11 protein-coding genes are annotated in these 17,494 nt (G+C 70.1%); 8 read left to right on the top strand and 3 right to left on the bottom strand.

Annotated elements, in window-relative coordinates; translation table 11 throughout:
- Positions 1 to 39: 39 nt before the first annotated feature.
- Both ACFWPQ_RS32945 and ACFWPQ_RS32940 read right to left on the bottom strand, forming a co-directional pair.
- Positions 40 to 1,746 (bottom strand): carbohydrate binding domain-containing protein, encoded by a 1,707-nt coding sequence (locus ACFWPQ_RS32945; protein ID WP_384042789.1) that lies wholly within the window; start codon positions 1,744 to 1,746, stop codon positions 40 to 42.
- Positions 1,747 to 2,093: 347 nt separating this feature from the next.
- On the bottom strand, positions 2,094 to 3,272 hold the full coding sequence (locus tag ACFWPQ_RS32940; RefSeq protein ID WP_384042786.1) for an MFS transporter: 1,179 nt from the start codon (positions 3,270 to 3,272) through the stop codon (positions 2,094 to 2,096).
- A gap of 1,065 nt (positions 3,273 to 4,337) precedes the next feature.
- Between ACFWPQ_RS32940 and ACFWPQ_RS32935 the strand changes: the two genes are divergently transcribed.
- From ACFWPQ_RS32935 to ACFWPQ_RS32910, 6 genes are all read left to right on the top strand, one after another.
- The gene (locus ACFWPQ_RS32935; protein WP_384042783.1) at positions 4,338 to 6,500 is read left to right on the top strand and encodes an elongation factor G; all 2,163 of its coding nucleotides are present in this window, start codon (positions 4,338 to 4,340) and stop codon (positions 6,498 to 6,500) included.
- A gap of 396 nt (positions 6,501 to 6,896) precedes the next feature.
- Entirely contained in the window at positions 6,897 to 8,213 is a 1,317-nt protein-coding gene (locus tag ACFWPQ_RS32930; protein ID WP_384042780.1) for an ABC transporter substrate-binding protein, read from the top strand.
- 5 nt (positions 8,214 to 8,218) lie between these two features.
- Positions 8,219 to 9,211, top strand: coding sequence for a carbohydrate ABC transporter permease (locus ACFWPQ_RS32925; RefSeq protein ID WP_384042777.1), 993 nt, complete (start codon positions 8,219 to 8,221; stop codon positions 9,209 to 9,211).
- Positions 9,204 to 10,064 (top strand): carbohydrate ABC transporter permease, encoded by an 861-nt coding sequence (locus tag ACFWPQ_RS32920; RefSeq protein ID WP_384042774.1) that lies wholly within the window; start codon positions 9,204 to 9,206, stop codon positions 10,062 to 10,064. Before ACFWPQ_RS32925 ends, ACFWPQ_RS32920 begins: the two co-directional genes overlap by 8 nt.
- Before the next feature lie 38 nt (positions 10,065 to 10,102).
- Positions 10,103 to 11,461 (top strand): GH1 family beta-glucosidase, encoded by a 1,359-nt coding sequence (locus tag ACFWPQ_RS32915; RefSeq protein ID WP_384042771.1) that lies wholly within the window; start codon positions 10,103 to 10,105, stop codon positions 11,459 to 11,461.
- 155 nt (positions 11,462 to 11,616) lie between these two features.
- The gene (locus tag ACFWPQ_RS32910; RefSeq protein WP_384042768.1) at positions 11,617 to 13,491 is read left to right on the top strand and encodes a discoidin domain-containing protein; all 1,875 of its coding nucleotides are present in this window, start codon (positions 11,617 to 11,619) and stop codon (positions 13,489 to 13,491) included.
- A 102-nt stretch (positions 13,492 to 13,593) separates the two neighbouring features.
- On the opposite strand, the gene ACFWPQ_RS32905 is transcribed toward ACFWPQ_RS32910, so the two are convergent.
- Complete coding sequence (locus ACFWPQ_RS32905; protein ID WP_384042766.1) at positions 13,594 to 15,540, bottom strand: DUF262 domain-containing protein; 1,947 nt, start codon at positions 15,538 to 15,540, stop codon at positions 13,594 to 13,596.
- Positions 15,541 to 15,777: 237 nt separating this feature from the next.
- Between ACFWPQ_RS32905 and ACFWPQ_RS32900 the strand changes: the two genes are divergently transcribed.
- Both ACFWPQ_RS32900 and ACFWPQ_RS32895 read left to right on the top strand, forming a co-directional pair.
- Positions 15,778 to 16,428: a hypothetical protein gene (locus ACFWPQ_RS32900; RefSeq protein ID WP_384042763.1), complete on the top strand. Its 651-nt coding sequence runs from the start codon at positions 15,778 to 15,780 to the stop codon at positions 16,426 to 16,428.
- 51 nt (positions 16,429 to 16,479) lie between these two features.
- Complete coding sequence (locus ACFWPQ_RS32895) at positions 16,480 to 17,214, top strand: YcnI family protein (RefSeq protein WP_384042761.1); 735 nt, start codon at positions 16,480 to 16,482, stop codon at positions 17,212 to 17,214.
- The last annotated feature ends 280 nt before the right edge of the window (positions 17,215 to 17,494 follow it).

The following is a 17,494-nucleotide window of genomic DNA, read 5'->3' as shown; positions in this document are numbered from 1 at the left end:
CGCCCGGGGAACCGGCCCCCTCGTCGATGTCGCCTGCGCTCAGCTCAGCGTGAAGTCGTCCGCGTTCACGTTGGACTGGCCGTACCAGCCGTGGGCGTAGACGGTGACCGTTCCGCTGCTGCCGGTGGTGAAGCTGACCGTGAGCTGGTTCCAGCTGCTGCTGTTGGACCAGGTGCTCGCGGTGGCGCCCCCGCTGACCCCGACGTAGGCGTACGGGCCCTGCACCCAGGCGGTGAGGGTGTAGGTGTGGTTGGCGGACAGGGTGACCGTCTGGTCGCATTCGCCGGTGCTGCTGGAACTCGGCGTGACCTGCAGGCTGTGGCTGCCGCTGTGGACCGGGCTGGACACCACCGCGCTGCCGCCCGTGCAGGTCCAGGGGCTCAGACTGCCGGTCTCGAAGCCCGCGTTGGTGAGCGAGCCCCCGCCGCCCCCGCCGCTGCCGGAGGAGGTGACCGTGAGCGAGTAGGTCGCGGTGTGGCTGCCGGTGGCGGCGGAGCCGGTGACGGTGATCGGGTAGGTGCCGGCGGCCACGGACGAGCCGACCGTCGCCGTCAGCGTCGAACTGCCGCCGGACGTCACGGATGTGGGGCTGAAGGAGATGCTGACACCGGAGGGCGCCCCGGAGGCGGAGAGGCTGACCGACTCGGCGCTGCCGGAGGTGACGGCCGTGGCGACGGTCGCGGTCGCCGAGCCGCCCTGGGCGACCGAGGCGGAACCCGGCGACACGGACAGGGAGAAGTCGGTGGTGGTGCCTCCGCCGCCGCCCGAGCTGCCCTCGTAGGGCACGAACGCGTCGGTGAACGCGAGCTGGTTCTGGCTGATCTCACTGCACGTGGACAGCGAGTTGGCGCTTCCGCTGCACGGCTGGTCCCGGTTGGCCGACCAGAACGACAGCCGCCCGACACTGTTCTGCGCGGCGAAGCTCTCCACCGTCTGGGCGTCCGCCAGCGTGAAGGTGGACCCGTCGTCGTTCTTGCCGATCATCGGGGTGATGCCGAGGTTGGCGTAGGTGTAGGAGGAGTCGACGGACTGCATCTGCGCCAGCGTCGCCTTGGCCGCGGAGACCGCTGCCTGGCCCATCTCGGTGCCGGTGCCCGCGTAGTAGTCCATGGCCATGATGTTGAGCACGTCGATCTTGATGCCCGCGGTCTTGGCGGCCTTGACGATGTTGACGCCGTCGCCGGTCAGCCCGCTGGTCAGGACCGGCAGGGTCATGGAGAACTTCAGGTTCGGGTTGGACGCCTTGAGGTCCTTCATCGCCTGCATCTGGCGGGCCGCGGCGGCGGTGTCCGCGATGGCGGCGCCCTCGACGTCGAAGTCGAGCTGGGTGACGCCGTAGTCGTTGATGATGGCCTGGTACCCGGCGTCGATGCTGCTCTGGGTGGAGCACGTCCAGGCGAGCGGCTCACCGCTGGCCCCGCCGGAGGAGATGATGACGGAGGCGCCCTCGGACTTCGCCCTGGCGATCTCGGGGTCGGTGTAGGAGTCGTTGCCGATGGGGAGCGTGTCGCCCCAGATCTGGGTGCAGCCCTCGCCGAGTACGAAGGCCGCCGTGTAGGCCTTGAGCCCGTGTCCGGTGATGGCCGTGTCGAGCAGTCCTTCCTGACCGTTCGACATGTCGACGTAGGGAGCGACGGAGTAGACGCTGCTCCCCGCGGCGCTGCCGGCGGGGGCCAGCGCGACGGTGACGCCGGTGACCGCGAGTGCGAGGGCACCGGCGGAGGCCGCGAATCTTGCCAGGCGCATGACAGAAACCCCTTTCGGGGGCCCGTGGGAGGGGTGGAGAGGGGAGGGGGCCGTGAAGGCTTTGGTATATACCAAACAACCGGTCAGACTCTCCGTCAAGAGGACTAGACCAAGTGTTTACATGGGGCGGAATGGCCAACTCCACGGGGATGGACGGCCGTTGCCGGCCATCCATGGGTCCTGTTGCCGCCGTGTGATCCTGATCCGCGGCTGCGGCCGCAGCGGCCGCTGCGGCCGCCTGGAGCGGCCCGAGGAGGCGAACGCGGAACTCGTCGGCCGTCTCGCGGGAACCCGGGTGTGACCGGGCGTCAGGGGGCCCGTTACTTTCCGACCAGTCGGTCGGTCGCTCACGCGGAGGGCTCGGTCACGGTGGCCTCGCGCCGGCGGACGGTGACCAGGGCCGCCCACACCATGGCCACCAGCGGGATGACCCCGGAGATGATCACCTGTCCCTGGCTGGAGACCACGCTGTTGGGGGTGCCCAGCAGATAGCCGATGCCGATGCAGCTCCGGGACAGCGCCTGGAAGCAGGCCCAGGCGCTGCCGTGCACCTCCGCCGGCACGCGTGCGTGCACCGCGTTGCGCAGGCCGACGTTGCAGACGCCGTTGCCGAAGCCCGCGATCAGGAACAGCGGGAAGATGACCGCGGCCACCGGGATCAGACCGGTGAGGAGCAGGCCCAGCGCGATGCCCATCACGCCGCCGACGATCAGCAGGGTGTGCCGGTCCGCCCAGCGCGCGCGGCCCGCGAGCAGTGCGCCCGGGACGGACCCCAGGGCCCAGGTCGCCAGGAAGAGACCGAACACGGTGTCGTCGCCGTTGACGACGTCCCGCAGGTAGTAGACGCCCGCGACGTTCTCGATGCTGGTGGCCACCATCGCCGCCGCCAGCGCCGGCATCAGCGTGCCCACCACCGGCGCGTCCCGCAGCGCCCGGTAGCCGTCCGCGAGCCTGGTGGCGGGGCGGCGGCCGATGGCCACGTCCAGGGTGTTCGGCACCGCCAGCACGGTGCAGCCCGCGAGGACGAGGAAGGAGACGGCGTCCACCGCGAGGAGCGCGGGAGTGCCCCACTGGGAGTTCAGGAATCCGGCGAGGGGCGGGCCGACGAGTCCCGCGACGGACAGCCCCGCCGTCAGCAGGCTGTTCGCCCGGCCCGTGTGCTCCTCACCGGCCACGGCGGGCAGCATCTTGAACCCGGCGGCCACCGAGGCCACTCCGGCCAGGGCCGACAGCGCGACCAGGGCCACCCGCGCATGGAACCCGCCGACCGCGGTGGCCGCGCCCAGGGACAGGGCCTGCGCGAGGAGCGCCCACAGGCAGACCGCGCGCGCACTGAACCGGTCCACCACGGAGCCGATCAGTGGTGCCGCGAGCACCGTGGGGATGAGCTCGGCGAGCATCACCTCGGTCACCCCGAAGCGGATGTCCCGGTCCGCCGCGTGCAGCACCAGGCCCAGGGAGGCAAGGGTGTCACCGAGACGGGAGAAGATCGTTCCCGCGATGAGCACCTGCGCGGCGACCGGCATCGAGGCACCCGGGCGCAGCGCGCCGAATGGCGCTCTCCGCGGCTTTTCCGTGTCCAATCGATTCCAATCCGTCCGCTTACCGGGCCCATTCACCCTGCTCGCGCATCAGATTAGGCCTGCTCGTACTGTGGTAGAGCGTTCACCGGCCACCGGGACGGACCGCTTCCCGGCCATTGCGCGCCCGCCGGAACCCGAGGCGGGATCCCAATTTCTCAGCCAAGAACAGCGCTTCACCGAATGTCCACACATGTTCCACACCAACTCCCGCTGCGCCGGTGCCGGAAGGTCCACCCCCGGTGCCACCCGGGATGACGTGCATCCGGGGCGTTCCGGACGTCCTTTCCGGACTCGGCGGCCCCAGTGCGGTGGATCGGCGCCCCGATGTCCCCGTGGGAACCGTAAAGCATGTTTTCCGGCCAATCGCTGGAGTTGCGGCGGTCTCTGCCGGTGAACAAGTCCACTCCGGTCCGTCGACCCGGAAAGCGCCTTCCCGGTGCATCGCGTTATCGATGCCGGCCAGATGAATGTCCGGAAAATGCCGGGACAACGAGCCGCCTCATTCCCCGAGCGGTGGAGAAAAGGGAACGAACCGGAATCCCCGCCCGGCCCCCGGGCCGCCCCGCTCGTCGAGACCTCTGCCGAAGTGCCGGGAGTGCCGGGTGTGCCCGAAGTGCCGGAACGAAGTGGCCGGTCGAAAACCGCGTGCCGCGCCCCGCAGCGCCTGCTTACACTCACCCGGTATCACGCACCGTAGCCGCAGAACGCGGCCCGGGTGCTTTGCCATGACGAGTTCGGACGAATGAGGGGAGAGGGCCATGCGGGATCGCACCGCTGTCGTCTCTCCCCGTTCCCGCTACGAGGTGATCCTCGTGTCCCCGTCCCTCCGGTGCCCGCCGCGCGGCCGGCCCCGGACTCCGTGACGCGCGACCGGATCAATCAACTACCGGCATATGCCCACGCATTGACGTGCCGTCAGTCGTGACCGGTGAACTTCGCCGCACGGGAAATTGCGCCGCCCCTTCCCGGAGCCGTTCCGGGAATCCGTCATTCGAAAGGCATCGGGCCATGCGCGCCGAACTCCACCCGAACTCCGTCAACCCTCTTGCCGTCGTTCGCAACCTGGGCATCCTGGCCCACGTCGACGCCGGAAAGACCACCGTCACCGAACGCATCCTCTTCGCCGCCGGCACCATCCACAAACGCGGCGAGGTCCACGACGGCACCACCGTCACCGATTTCGACCCCCAGGAACGCGACCGCGGCATCACCATCTTCGCCGCGGCCGTCAGCTGTGCCTGGAACGGTCACCGCGTCAACCTCATCGACACCCCCGGCCACGTCGACTTCGCCGACGAGGTCGAACGCTCCCTGCGCGTCCTCGACGGCGCGATCGCCGTCTTCGACGCGGTCGCCGGCGTCGAGCCGCAGAGCGAGTCGGTGTGGCGGCAGGCCGACCGGCACGGCGTCCCCAGGATCGCCTTCGTCAACAAGCTGGACCGCGCGGGCGCCGACCTCGACAGGGCCGTCGAGTCGATCCGCGGCCGTCTGCACCCGGCCCCGCTCGTCGTCCACCTGCCCATCGGCTCGGAGGACGGCTTCACCGGCGTCGTCGACCTCGTGCGCATGCGCGCGCTGGTCTGGGCGGACGACGGCGGTACGGCGCTGGAGGGGCCCGTCCCGCAGGAGCTGGGGGAGACGGCGGAGCGGCGCCGGCGTGCGCTGGAGGAGTCGGTGGCCGCGCTGCACCCGGCCGCGCTGGAGGAGTTCTGCGCGCCGCCCGGCCGGCTGTCCGACGCCACCCTGGCCGGGGCCCTGCGCGACCTCACCCTGACCGGCGAGGGCGTCGTCGTCCTGTGCGGCTCGGCCTACCGCAACCGGGGCATCGAACCGCTCCTCGACGCGGCCGTGGCGTACCTGCCCTCGCCGCTCGACGTCCCCGCCGTGCGCGGTACCCATCGGGGCGCCGAACAGCAGCGGGCCGCCGACCCCGAGGGCCCGTTCGCCGCGCTGGCCTTCAAGGTGACCGCGACCGCCACCGGACGCCTCACCCACGTCCGGATCTACTCGGGCACGATCGAGAAGGGAGACACCGTGTGGGACCCGGCGACGCGCCGCACCGAACGCGTGGCGCGCATCCTCCGCGTCATGGCCGACCGGCACCAGCCACTGGACCGGGCGGTCGCCGGTGACATCGTCGCCGTCGTCGGGCCGAAGTCGGCCCGCCCCGGCGCCACGCTGTGCGCTCCGGACGCCCCGCTGCTCCTGGAGCCGCCGGTCGTCGAGGAACCGGTGGTCTCGGTCGCCGTCGAGGCCCGCCGCCGTACCGACACCGACCGGCTGGCGCAGGCGCTGGCCAGGCTGGCCGAGGAGGATCCCTCGCTGGCGGTACGGACCGACGCGGAGACCGGGCAGACCGTGCTGTCCGGAATGGGCGAACTGCACCTGGAGGTCGCGGTGGAGAAGATCCGGCGGGACGGCGGCCCCGAGGTCACGGTGGGCCGGCCGCGGGTCGCCCTCAGGGAGACCGTGACCCGCGGGGTGACCGGCTTCGTCCACCGGCACGTCCACCAGACCGGCGGGGCGGGGCAGTTCGCGCACGTCGTCCTGGACGTCGAACCCCTGGGGCAGGAAAGCGGGCTCGAAGGCGGGCACGAGGGCGGGGACAGGCGCGGGGACGGGCACGGGCACGAGCGAGGGCGCGAGGGCGGCTTCGAGTTCCGGTCGGCGGTCGTCGGCGGCCGGGTGCCGCAGGAGTACGTGCGGGCGGTCGAGGCCGGCTGCCGGGACGCCCTCGCAGAGGGTCCGCTCGGCGGGCATCCGGTCACGGGGCTGCGGGTCACCCTGACCGACGGCTCGACGCATGTGAAGGACTCCTCCGACACGGCGTTCCGCACGGCGGGCCGGCTCGGCCTCCGGGAGGCTCTGCGGGCCTGCGCGATGACGCTCCTGGAGCCGGTCGCCGAGGTCACGGTCACCGTGCCCGAGGACGCCGTGGGCGGCGTGCTCGGCGACCTGGCCGCCCGGCGCGGCCGGGTCACCGGCTCCGCGGCCCGGGGCGGCGCGGCGGTGCTCACCGCCACCGTGCCGCTGGCCGAACTGTTCGGCTACGCGACGCGGCTGCGCGGCCGCACCCAGGGCCGGGGCACCTTCACGACCCGCCCGGCCGGCCACGCGCCGGCCCCGGCCGCGGCGCCGGTCGCGGCGCCGGGCGCGACGCCCGCCCGGTGACACGGGGGCGGGGGCCGGGGAAGACCTCCCCAGCCCCCGCCGTCGTACCCCGCACCGCGCCCCACCTCCCGCCGTCCGCAACCGGCCGTCGAAACACAACCGTTGTGGAACGGCGTCCGGCCCCTCTCCGTGCAGGCCACCCCGCTCCGGCCCAGGTCACACCGCCGGGCGCGGCCGTACCATCGGCCCGGAACCAGCTGTTCCCCGGCCCGCCTGCACGGATACCCGTGCCGGATCCCTTGACGAGCTACTGTTCGGGGGATTAACTCACGTCCTAAATTAAGCCATGAGGGGCTTCGGAAGCCGAACGTCGGTCCAGGCGTCCGCACGTGCGGGCGCCGGCCTTCGCGAAGCCCTCTCGGGGTTCTCGACTCCCGGAAAGGCACAGCTGGAGCCATGCGCAGCATCCGAGCCGCGGCCGTAGGCGCCGTCACCATGTCTCTCGCCCTCGCGGCCACGGCCTGCGGTGGCGGTTCGTCCACCGGGGGCGGGTCCAACGACTCCCCGAAGACGCTCACCTACTGGGCCTCCAACCAGGGTGCCAGCATCGAGATCGACAAGAAGACGCTCCAGCCGGAGCTCGACAAGTTCCAGAAGCAGACCGGCATCAAGGTCAAGCTGGAGGTCGTGCCCTGGTCCGACCTGCTCAACCGGATCCTCACCGCGACCACGTCCGGCCAGGGCCCCGACGTGCTGAACATCGGCAACACCTGGAGCGCCTCGCTGCAGGCGACCGGAGCGCTGCTGCCCTGGGACGCCAAGAACTTCGACAAGATCGGCGGCAAGGACCGGTTCGTCGACTCGGCGCTCGGCTCCACGGGCGCCGTGGGCAAGGACCCGGCGGCCGTACCGCTGTACTCGATGGCGTACGCGCTCTACTACAACAAGAAGATCTTCGCCGACGCCGGCATCTCCCAGCCCCCGGTCACCTGGGACGAGCTGATCGCGGACGGCAAGAAGATATCGGCCAAGGGCAAGTCGGTGCTGGGCGCCGAGGGCGGCAACGTCTCGGAGAACATCCACCACGTCTTCGTCTTCGCCAAGCAGCACGGCGCCGACTTCTTCACCGCCGACGGCAAGCCGGACTTCACCAACGACAACATCGTCGCCGCGGTCAAGCAGTACGTCGACCTGATGGCCAAGGACAAGGTCATCCCGACCGGCGACGCCGAGTACGCGCAGAACCAGTCGGTCAGCGACTTCGCCAAGGGCAAGCAGGCCATGCTGCTGTGGCAGTCGGCCTCCGCCAACCTCAAGTCGCAGGGCATGAGCGACAGCGACTACGGCATCGCCCCGGTGCCCGTGCAGTCCGGCACCCCCGGCACCGGCACCCAGGTCAACTCGATGGTCGCCGGCATCAACCTGGCGGTCTTCAAGAACACCAAGAACCTGGACGGCGCCACCAAGTTCGTGAAGTTCATGACCAGCGACGACGAGCAGAAGATCCTCAACACCGCCTACAGCTCCATCCCGCCGGTCAAGACCGCCCAGGAGGACGCGGCCTTCAACACCCCGGCCAACTCCGTCCTGAAGAACACCCTCGCCACCAGCGCCGCGGCCCTGCCCCAGGTGGCCTCGGAGTCCCAGTTCGAGACGACCGTCGGCACGGCCGTGAAGAACCTCTTCGCCGCCGTGGCCGCCGGAAAGGCCGTCACCACCGACTCCGTGAAGGCCGAGCTGGAGAAGGCCCAGCAGCAGATGCCGGCGGCCTGAGGACCATGACGACCACCACCACCGCCGTACAAGAGCCGGTGCGTGCGAACTCCCCCGGGGCGGCGGGCGGCTCGGGCCGCCGCCCCGGGCGGATCCGCCGGATCGGACTGCCGTACCTGCTGCTCCTGCCCGCCCTGCTGCTCGAACTCCTCGTCCACCTCATCCCGATGGTCATCGGCGTCGTGATGAGCTTCAAGGAGCTCACCCAGTTCTACATCCGGGACTGGACCACCGCACCCTGGTCCGGGTTCGGCAACTACAAGATGTCCGTCGACTTCGACGCCCCGGTCGGCAAAGCCCTGCTGCACTCCTTCTTCGTCACCGTCAGTTTCACCCTGCTCTCGGTCGGCCTGTGCTGGCTGATCGGCACCGCGGCCGCGGTCTTCATGCAGGACACCTTCCGCGGCCGGGGCCTGCTGCGCGCCCTGTTCCTGGTGCCGTACGCGCTGCCGGTCTACGCGGCCGTCATCACCTGGGTGTTCATGTTCCAGCACGACAACGGCCTGGTGAACCACGTCCTGCACGACCAGCTGCACCTCACCGACAAGCCGTCCTTCTGGCTGATCGGCGACAACAGCTTCTACGCCCTGCTGACCGTGTCGGTGTGGAAGGGCTGGCCGTTCGCCTTCCTGATCGTGATGGCCGGACTCCAGAACATCCCGCGGGAGCTGTACGAGGCGGCCGCCCTGGACGGCGCCGGCATGTGGCAGCAGATCCGCCGGATCACCCTGCCGTCGCTGCGCCCGGTCAACCAGGTGCTGATCCTGGTCCTGTTCCTGTGGACGTTCAACGACTTCAACACGCCGTACGTCCTGTTCGGCAAGTCCGCCCCGGAGGCCGCCGACCTCATCTCGGTCCACATCTACCAGGCCTCCTTCGTCACCTGGAACTTCGGCACCGGCTCGGCCATGTCCGTGCTCCTGCTGCTCTTCCTGCTCGTGGTGACAGGCGTGTACCTGGTGTTCACCTCGCGCGGACGGAGGACCGCCGATGTCTAGCCCCAGCTCGCCGATGGCCCCGCCGCGGTCCTTCCTCTGGTCCCGCCGGATCTTCCTCACGCTGCTCGCCGGGTTCGTGCTGATCCCCGTGTACGTGATGATCTCCAGCTCGCTCAAGCCCCTCGCGGACGTCACCGGCAAGTTCCGCTGGCTGCCGAGCGGGCTGACGATCCGCCCGTACATCGACATCTGGTCGACGGTCCCGCTCGCCAAGTACTTCGTGAACTCGCTGATCGTGTCGGTCGCGGCGACCGTCTGCTCGGTCGTCGTCGCGGTGTTCGCCGCCTACGCGGTCAGCCGCTACGAGTTCCGCGGCAAGCGCGTCTTCACGGTCACCGTGCTGTCCACGCAGATGTTCCCGGGCATCCTCTTCCTGCTCCCACTGTTCCTCCTGTACGTCAACATCGGCAACGCCACCGGCATCGCCCTGTTCGGCTCCCGCGGCGGTCTGATCCTCACCTACCTGACCTTCTCGCTGCCGTTCTCGATCTGGATGCTGATCGGGTACTTCGACTCGGTGCCGCGGGACCTGGACGAGGCGGCGCTGGTGGACGGCTGCGGGCCGCTCGGCGCGCTGCTGCGGATCGTCGTACCGGCCGCGATCCCCGGCATCGTCGCGGTCGCCGTCTACGCCTTCATGACCGCCTGGGGCGAGGTCCTCTTCGCGTCGGTCATGACCAACGACACCACCCGCACGCTGGCCGTCGGTCTCCAGGGCTACTCCACCCTCAACGACGTGTACTGGAACCAGATCATGGCCGCCTCGCTCGTGGTGAGCGTCCCCGTCGTGGCCGGCTTCCTGCTCCTCCAGCGCTACCTCGTCGCCGGGCTGACCGCCGGCGCCGTCAAGTGAACACGCTTCGTAACGAAGCCAGTTCCGAAGGGAATTTCGTGACCATCGACCTCGCCGCCCTCCCGCACGACTTCCTGTGGGGCACGGCAACCGCGGCGTACCAGATCGAGGGAGCCGTCGCCGAGGACGGCCGTGCACCCTCCATCTGGGACACCTTCTCGCACACCCCGGGGAAGATCGCAGGCGACGACAACGGCGACGTCGCGTGCGACCACTACCACCGCTGGCGCGAGGACATCGGCCTGATGCGCCGACTGGGTGCGAACGCCTACCGGCTGTCGGTCGCCTGGCCGCGCGTGATGCCCGGCGGCGACGGCCCGGTCAACGCCAAGGGCCTCGACTTCTACGACGAGTTGATCGACGCCCTGCTGGCGGCCGGCATCACCCCGTCGGTCACCCTCTACCACTGGGACCTGCCGCAGGCCCTCCAGGACCGGGGCGGCTGGCCGGAGCGGGCGACCGCCGAGCACTTCGCCGCGTACGCCTCCGTCGTCGCCGAACGCCTCGGCGACCGGGTCCAGCACTGGACCACCCTCAACGAGCCTTCCTGCTCGGCCTGGATCGGCCACCTGGAGGGCAAGATGGCCCCCGGCTGGACCGATCTCACGGCGGCCGTCCGCGCCTCCTACCACCTGCTCCTCGGCCACGGCCTGGCCGCCCAGGCGATCCGCGCCGCCGCGCCCGGCGCCGAGGTCGGCATCGTCAACAACCTCTCCACCGTCTTCGCCGCCTCCGAACGTCCCGAGGACGCGGCCGCCGTCCGCCGCCACGACGGACACGTCAACCGCTGGTGGCTGGACCCGGTGCACGGCCGCGGCTTCCCGGCCGACATGGTCGAGACGTACGGCGTCGAACTCCCCGAGCGTCCCGGCGACCTGGCGACCATCGCCGCCCCGCTCGACTGGCTGGGCCTCAACTACTACTTCCCGGCGTACGTGGAGAACGACCCCGACGGCCCCGCGCCCTACGCCCGTTCGGTCTACCGCCCCGACGTCCCGCGCACCGGCATGGACTGGGAGATCGACGCGAGCGGCATCGAGACGCTGCTGCTGCGCCTCACCGAGGAGTACGGCGCCCGCAAGATCTACGTCACCGAGAACGGCTCCGCCTACCCGGACGTGGTCCGCCCCGACGGCACCGTCGACGACCCCGAGCGCCAGGAGTACCTGGTCGCCCACCTGGCGGCCTGTGCCTCGGCGGCCCGCAAGGGCGCCCCGCTGGCCGGCTACTTCGCCTGGTCGCTGCTGGACAACTTCGAGTGGGCGTACGGCTACGACAAGCGCTTCGGTCTGGTCCACGTCGACTACCGCACCCAGGTCCGCACGATCAAGGGCAGCGGCCACCGGTACGCGGACATCATCCGCGACCACCGGGGACAGGCCCGCCGGGCGGCCTGACACACACCGCGGTGGGCGCGGACCAGGGGAGTTCCGCGCCCACCGCACAGACGACCGTCATGCGTCGTCGCCCTCCGCACGAGCACCAGGCACGGAGCTTGATCTGTCATGCCCACAACACAACCGAAGGAACTGTCGACGCTCAGGAGACCCACATGCCGACCCGCATCCCCCGTACCGTCCTGGCCGCCCTCGCGGCAGCCGCCCTGCTGACCTCCGGCACGATCCTCGCCGCCCCCACATCCTCGGCCGCCACCGCCGTGACCTGGGACACCGACCGCGCGAACACCGCCTACGCCGCCAACCCCTCCGCCGTCACCGCCTCCGGCTACGAGAACGCCGGCACCACCCCCGGCCTGGCCTTCGACGCCAACGGCGCGACCCGCTGGTCCAGCAACTTCGCCGACGACGCCTGGATCCGGATCGACCTCGGCACCACGATCCGCATCGACAGCGTGCAACTCGACTGGGAGGCCGCGTACGGCAGGAGATACGTCCTGGAGGCCTCGAAGAACGGCACGGACTGGACGCCCTTCTACACCGAGACCGCGGGCACCGGCGGCTCGGTCACCGCCCACACCTACCCGCAGGAGGTCACCGGCCGCTACGTCCGCATGCGCGGCATCCAGCGTGCCACTCCCTACGGCTACTCGCTCTGGAACTTCAAGGTCTACGGCGGTGAACCCGCACCCGCGTCCTCGACCGTCACCAACCTGGCCCTGAACCACCCGGCGTACTCCAACTACTACCAGCACGCGGGCAATTCACCGGCGTTCGCGACCGACGGCGGCTGGCCGGCGGACCTGAAGGGCGACTACACCCGCTGGTCGAGCGACTGGAACGCCGACCGCTGGATCTCCGTCGACCTCGGCGCCACCTCCACGATCTCCTCCGTGGACCTCTACTGGGAGTCGGCGTACGCGGTCGACTACCTCCTCCAGGTCTCCGACGACAACGTCAACTGGCGCACGGTGTACGAGCCGTCGGCCGCCGACATCGCCGCCCGCCGCGCGAACGTCGTGTCCCCCTCGGACGCCTCCGGTCTGCACGACACGGTCACCCTCTCCTCCCCGGCGACCGGCCGTTACGTCCGCATGCTCGGCAAGGAGCGCCGCAGCTTCTACAACCCGGCGCCCTACACCGCGCAGTTCGGATACTCCCTCTACGAGTTCCAGGTCTGGGGCACCGGCGGCAGCGCCTCGGCGGCCTACCCCGCCCTCCCCGGCGACCAGTCCGGCACCTACCAGACGACGTTCTTCGACGACTTCACCGGCTTCTCGCTCGACCGCTCCAAGTGGCGGGTCGTGCGCACCGGCACCGAGATGGGCTCGGTCAACGGTGAGGCACAGGCGTACGTCGACTCGTCGGACAACATCCAGACGCAGAACGGCGAGCTGATCCTCAAGGCCAAGTACTGCAAGGGCTGCACCCAGGCGGGCGGCGGCACCTACGACTTCACCTCGGGCCGCATCGACACCGACACCCACTTCGACTTCACGTACGGCCGCGTGAGCGCTCGCATGAAACTCCCCGTGGGCGACGGCTTCTGGCCCGCCTTCTGGCTGCTCGGCAGCAACGTCGACGACCCGTCGGTCTCCTGGCCGGCCTCCGGCGAGACCGACATCATGGAGAACATCGGCTACCCGACCTGGACGAGCACCTCCCTCCACGGGCCGGGCTACTCGGCCGACGGCAACATCGGTGCCCGCCAGACCTTCCCGAACGGCGGCACCATCGACCAGTGGCACACCTACGCGGTGGAGTGGACGCCGACGGCGATGCGCTTCTACGTCGACGACACCCTGGTCCAGGAGACGACCCGCAACGTCCTGGAGTCGACCCGCGGCCAGTGGGTCTACGACCACAACCAGTACGTCATCCTCAACCTCGCCCTCGGCGGCGCCTACCCGGCCGGCTGGAACCAGGTCACCACCCCCTACTGGGGCCTCCCGCAGTCCAGCGTGGACAAGATCGCGGCCGGGGGAGTGCAGGCGGAGGTGGACTGGGTGCGGGTGGAGCAGAAGAAGTAGCACGACGCAGGTGCGCCGGGACCTCGGGCGGGAGCAGACCCGCCCGAGGCTCGATCTTCCGTCGGGTCCTGTGACGGGGCACCGCCGCTCGCCCCGGCCGGATCACTGCTCGAAGTGCTGAGCGCGCATGTTCGTGACGTATTGCCGCAGAGCGTCGGCGCTGTGGAAGACGCGGTAGTCGCTCGCCTCCAACGCCCCTTGCTCCTTCGCCGTCGGATCCAGAGCAAGGACCACGGGAGCGCCCACCTCCTCCTGAAGCCCCTGCGGCCAGTAGGCGGCCGCCACCGTGATCGCGGCGCCGGTGCGCGGGTCGATGACCTCACTGTCCAGCTCCGGGGCGGCGAACCCGGCCTTCTCCACCTCGGTCAGCAGCGACGCGAGGCCGGGGACGTCGTCCACCGCCGACCCGGCCACGGCCACGGTGGTGGGGGGCAGACCGGTTCGAGTGGCCGCCATGAGATCGACGGGCGACGGTCCGTCGTGCAGGGTGTCCAGGAAGTCGTTCGCCGCGTAGGACAGCAGTTCGCGACGGGCCGCGAGGAAGTCCAGGTAGTTCTCGACGCGCCAGAGCCTCGGATCCACGGGGATCCACTGCGACTCCAGAGCGCCCGGCACCCGTTGCGTGATCTCCGCCAGGTAGTCCGCCGGGTTCCTGGCACCGACCCGCAGGTTGGTGTCCTGGGTGAGGAAGCAGAAGTTCGCGACCGCGTTGATCTCGGCGTGGTTGTACCCGTACTCGCGCAGGCGCGCCTTGGGGAAGATGTGGTGCACCTGGAGCGAACTCAGCCGCCCCAGCATGCCGTCCCGTAGCGGTACCCCGCTGCCCAGGTCCTGCGCCCTGTGGACTCGGGTGAGCATGTAGAGCAGCGGATAGAAGCGCGATCCCATCCCGGCGCCCACGAAATCGTCGGGCCTGACCTCCAACCGGCCGCCGCGGCTGCGGCGCAGAAGGTCGGTCAACTGGTCGACGCCACCGTCCTCGAGTGCCTGGAGGTCCTGGTTGAGGGCGGTCTCCGTGGCGCCCGTGTGCCGACCCCACAGAAAGCTGTGCACGTACCAGTGGAAGAGCCGGTCCCGCGTCATCGCGTCCGGGAAGCGGCCGCCGTGGTCGTGCAGCAGCCGGCTCATCACCGGGAACGCGCCCCGGCCGCTGAGTACCTTGCCGTGGTCCAGGCCCAGCCGACCACCCAGGGCGTTCAGCAGATGGGCGACGGAGTCGATGGTCTCCGTCAGGCCCTTCTGGAACGTGGGCACATCGACATCGGCAAGCTTCGAGAACTGTGCCTCGCCGGTCAGCACGGCGTTGACATTGCGCAGCAGCCAGTCCAGCTTGAAGTCGAAGCCCGCGTCGGACCAGGTCGACAGCGCCGCGTTCATCGTGGGCCGGGCTTCCGGCCAGGAGGCGCAGATCGCCGCCAGCGCCAGATCGCCCTTGGAGAGCTTGGTGCCGCCCGAGTTCACCTTGTTGAAGATCTCGACGACGACGTCGATGGTCTTGTCCTGACCGGTGACCTCGTCGATGTGGATGTCGCGTTCCTTGATCTGGGTGATCCGGTTGAGCCGCTCGATGTAGGGGCCGTACAGCCGGCCGTCCCCCTGGGTGAGTTCGGTGACCTGCTGGAAATGGCCTGCCAGCCCTTGCTGCAGCAGGGAGGAGACGTCGACCCAGACCGGGTTGTCCTTCATCTTCGCCGGCGCGTAGAACTCGAACGCCTCCGTGTCCAGGTTGAAGTGAAGACCGGCCAGGGTCGCCGGATTCCCCTCGAAGAAACGGGGCGGACGGCCGTGGGTCACACCGTAGAGCGTCGTCACGCGCTGCTGGCCGTCCAGAAGGAGGTGGATCGCGCCGTCCCGGGCCGCGCCGTCGCCTCTGGTCTGCGTGGTCTCGGCCTTGGTGCTCCAGGTGAGAAAGCCGCCGATCGGATAACCCCGATACAACGACTGGAAGAACTCGCGTACTTGATCACGCGTCCACACGTATCCGCGCTGGAATTCCGGCAGAGCGATGTCACCGGAGTCCACCTTGTCGAGAATCTGGGAAATACGCACTGTCTTCCTGCTCTCCAGCCCGGCGGCGTCCCCCCACCAGGATCCATGCGATCTTCACACGTTATCAGCCGGTCTGTGTGGGGGGCACCGGAATGGGACGGCGGGCGAAGACGCGGTTCGGTCCCTGCGCCGGAGCCCTCACAGCAGGCCACGGCCATCGCACGGGAAAACCCCAGCCGTGAGTGAACGGGGCGTCCCTGCCTCGCGTATCCCCCGACCGTGGGAGGATCGCTCACCATGAATGCGTCACCGGCGGTACGGAGCCTGCGTGCCGCGGTGTTCGCCGCGGTGTGCGTGCTCCTGGCTGCCGCCGGCCACGGCCTCGCCATGGGCGACATGCCGCCGCTGTGGGCCGACGCGGCCGGGTTCGCCGCCGTGTTCGCCCTGGGCCGCGCCCTCGCGGGACGTGAGCGTGGGCTGCCGGAGATCGGCGTCGGCATGCTCCTCACCCAGGCCGGCCTGCACTTCGGCTTCGACGCGGCCCGCGCGGTCGGCCCGGCTCCGGCGTCCACCATGAACATGGCCCCCATGCGCATGCACGGTCATGCCATGGCCGGTATGGCGGGTGTGGCGGGTGTGGCCGGTGCCGCGCAGCAGCACCCGCAGGTCCACGTCCTGACCGCGCACGCCACCGTCGCCCATGTCGTCGCCGCGCTCGTCGCCTCCTGGTGGCTGCGGCGCGGCGAGGCCGCGCTGTGGTCGCTGCTGAGGCGGACCGCCGCGCTCGTCCCCGGTCTGGCCGCCTGGTGGCGGGATGCCCCGCTGCCCGCCCGGGCCGCCGGCCCCCGCCTGGCCCAGGCCGCCCCGATACGGCCCCGCCCGCTGCTCGCGCTGCGGCACGCCGTGAGCCGACGCGGCCCCCCGAACCCGATCCCGTACACGGTCTAACACCAGTAAGACTCTCTAACAGACACCACTCGTACGGAGATCGACTCACTCATGCCTGCTGTCTCTGCGACCCGTCACACCCTGCGCCGCGCCGCCACCGTCACCGCGCTCGCCGCCGCGTCCGTCCTCGTCGCCGCCGGCGTCGCCTCGGCGCACGTCACCGTCCACCCCGAGAGCTATGCCAAGGGCGCCACCGACGGCGTGCTGACCTTCCGGGTGCCCAACGAGGAGGACACCGCCTCCACCACCAAGGTCCAGGTCTACCTGCCCACCGACCACCCGGTCCTGGGCGTCCTCGTCACCCCGCAGGACGGCTGGACCGCCAAGGTGACCACCACCAAGCTCAAGACGCCCGTGAAGACCGACGACGGCACCATCACCGAGGCCGTCTCCGAGGTCACCTGGACCGGCGGCAAGATCGGCGCCGGCCAGTACCAGGACTTCGACGTCGCCTTCGGGCAGCTGCCCGAGGACACCGACCAGCTGACCTTCAAGACCCTCCAGACCTACTCCGACGGCAAGGTCGTCCGGTGGATCGAGGAGGCGCAGAGCGGCGACGACGAGCCGGAGAACCCGGCGCCGGTCCTCAAGCTGACGGCGGCGGGCGACGAGGACACCGCTTCGACCGCGTCGGCCGCGAAGAGCAGCGCCAAGACGACGACCGCGGCCGCCGACTCCAGCGACTCGACCGCCCGCGGCCTCGGCATCGCGGGCCTGATCGTCGGCGCCCTGGGCCTGGCGGCGGCCGCGTTCGCCGTCGTACGGACGCGGGGCGCACGGTCGTAGGCCAACGCGTGTAGGCCAACGCGTGTAGGCCAACGTGCGTAGGCCAACGTGCGTAGGCCAACGTGCGTAGGCGGCCGCCTCGGATCCGCCCCGCTGGATCTCGTCCGGTGGGGCGGGCCTCGGCCCGCGCCTCGGATCCATGCGTGCGACCGATGCTCCGCATATGGCAATGCGTCATATGCTACCTATGTGCCATTTTGTGCTAGCGGGAACTTCCCCTCCGAACCCATTACCGGTAGGGCTCGGAGAGGTGAAAGGAGCGCATCGTGATAGCCAAGCT

The organism is Streptomyces sp. NPDC058464, from assembly GCF_042721035.1.
Lineage (GTDB): Bacteria > Actinomycetota > Actinomycetes > Streptomycetales > Streptomycetaceae > Streptomyces.
Note: the sequence above shows the minus strand (reverse complement) of the source record. Positions and strands in the feature narration are given on the sequence as shown.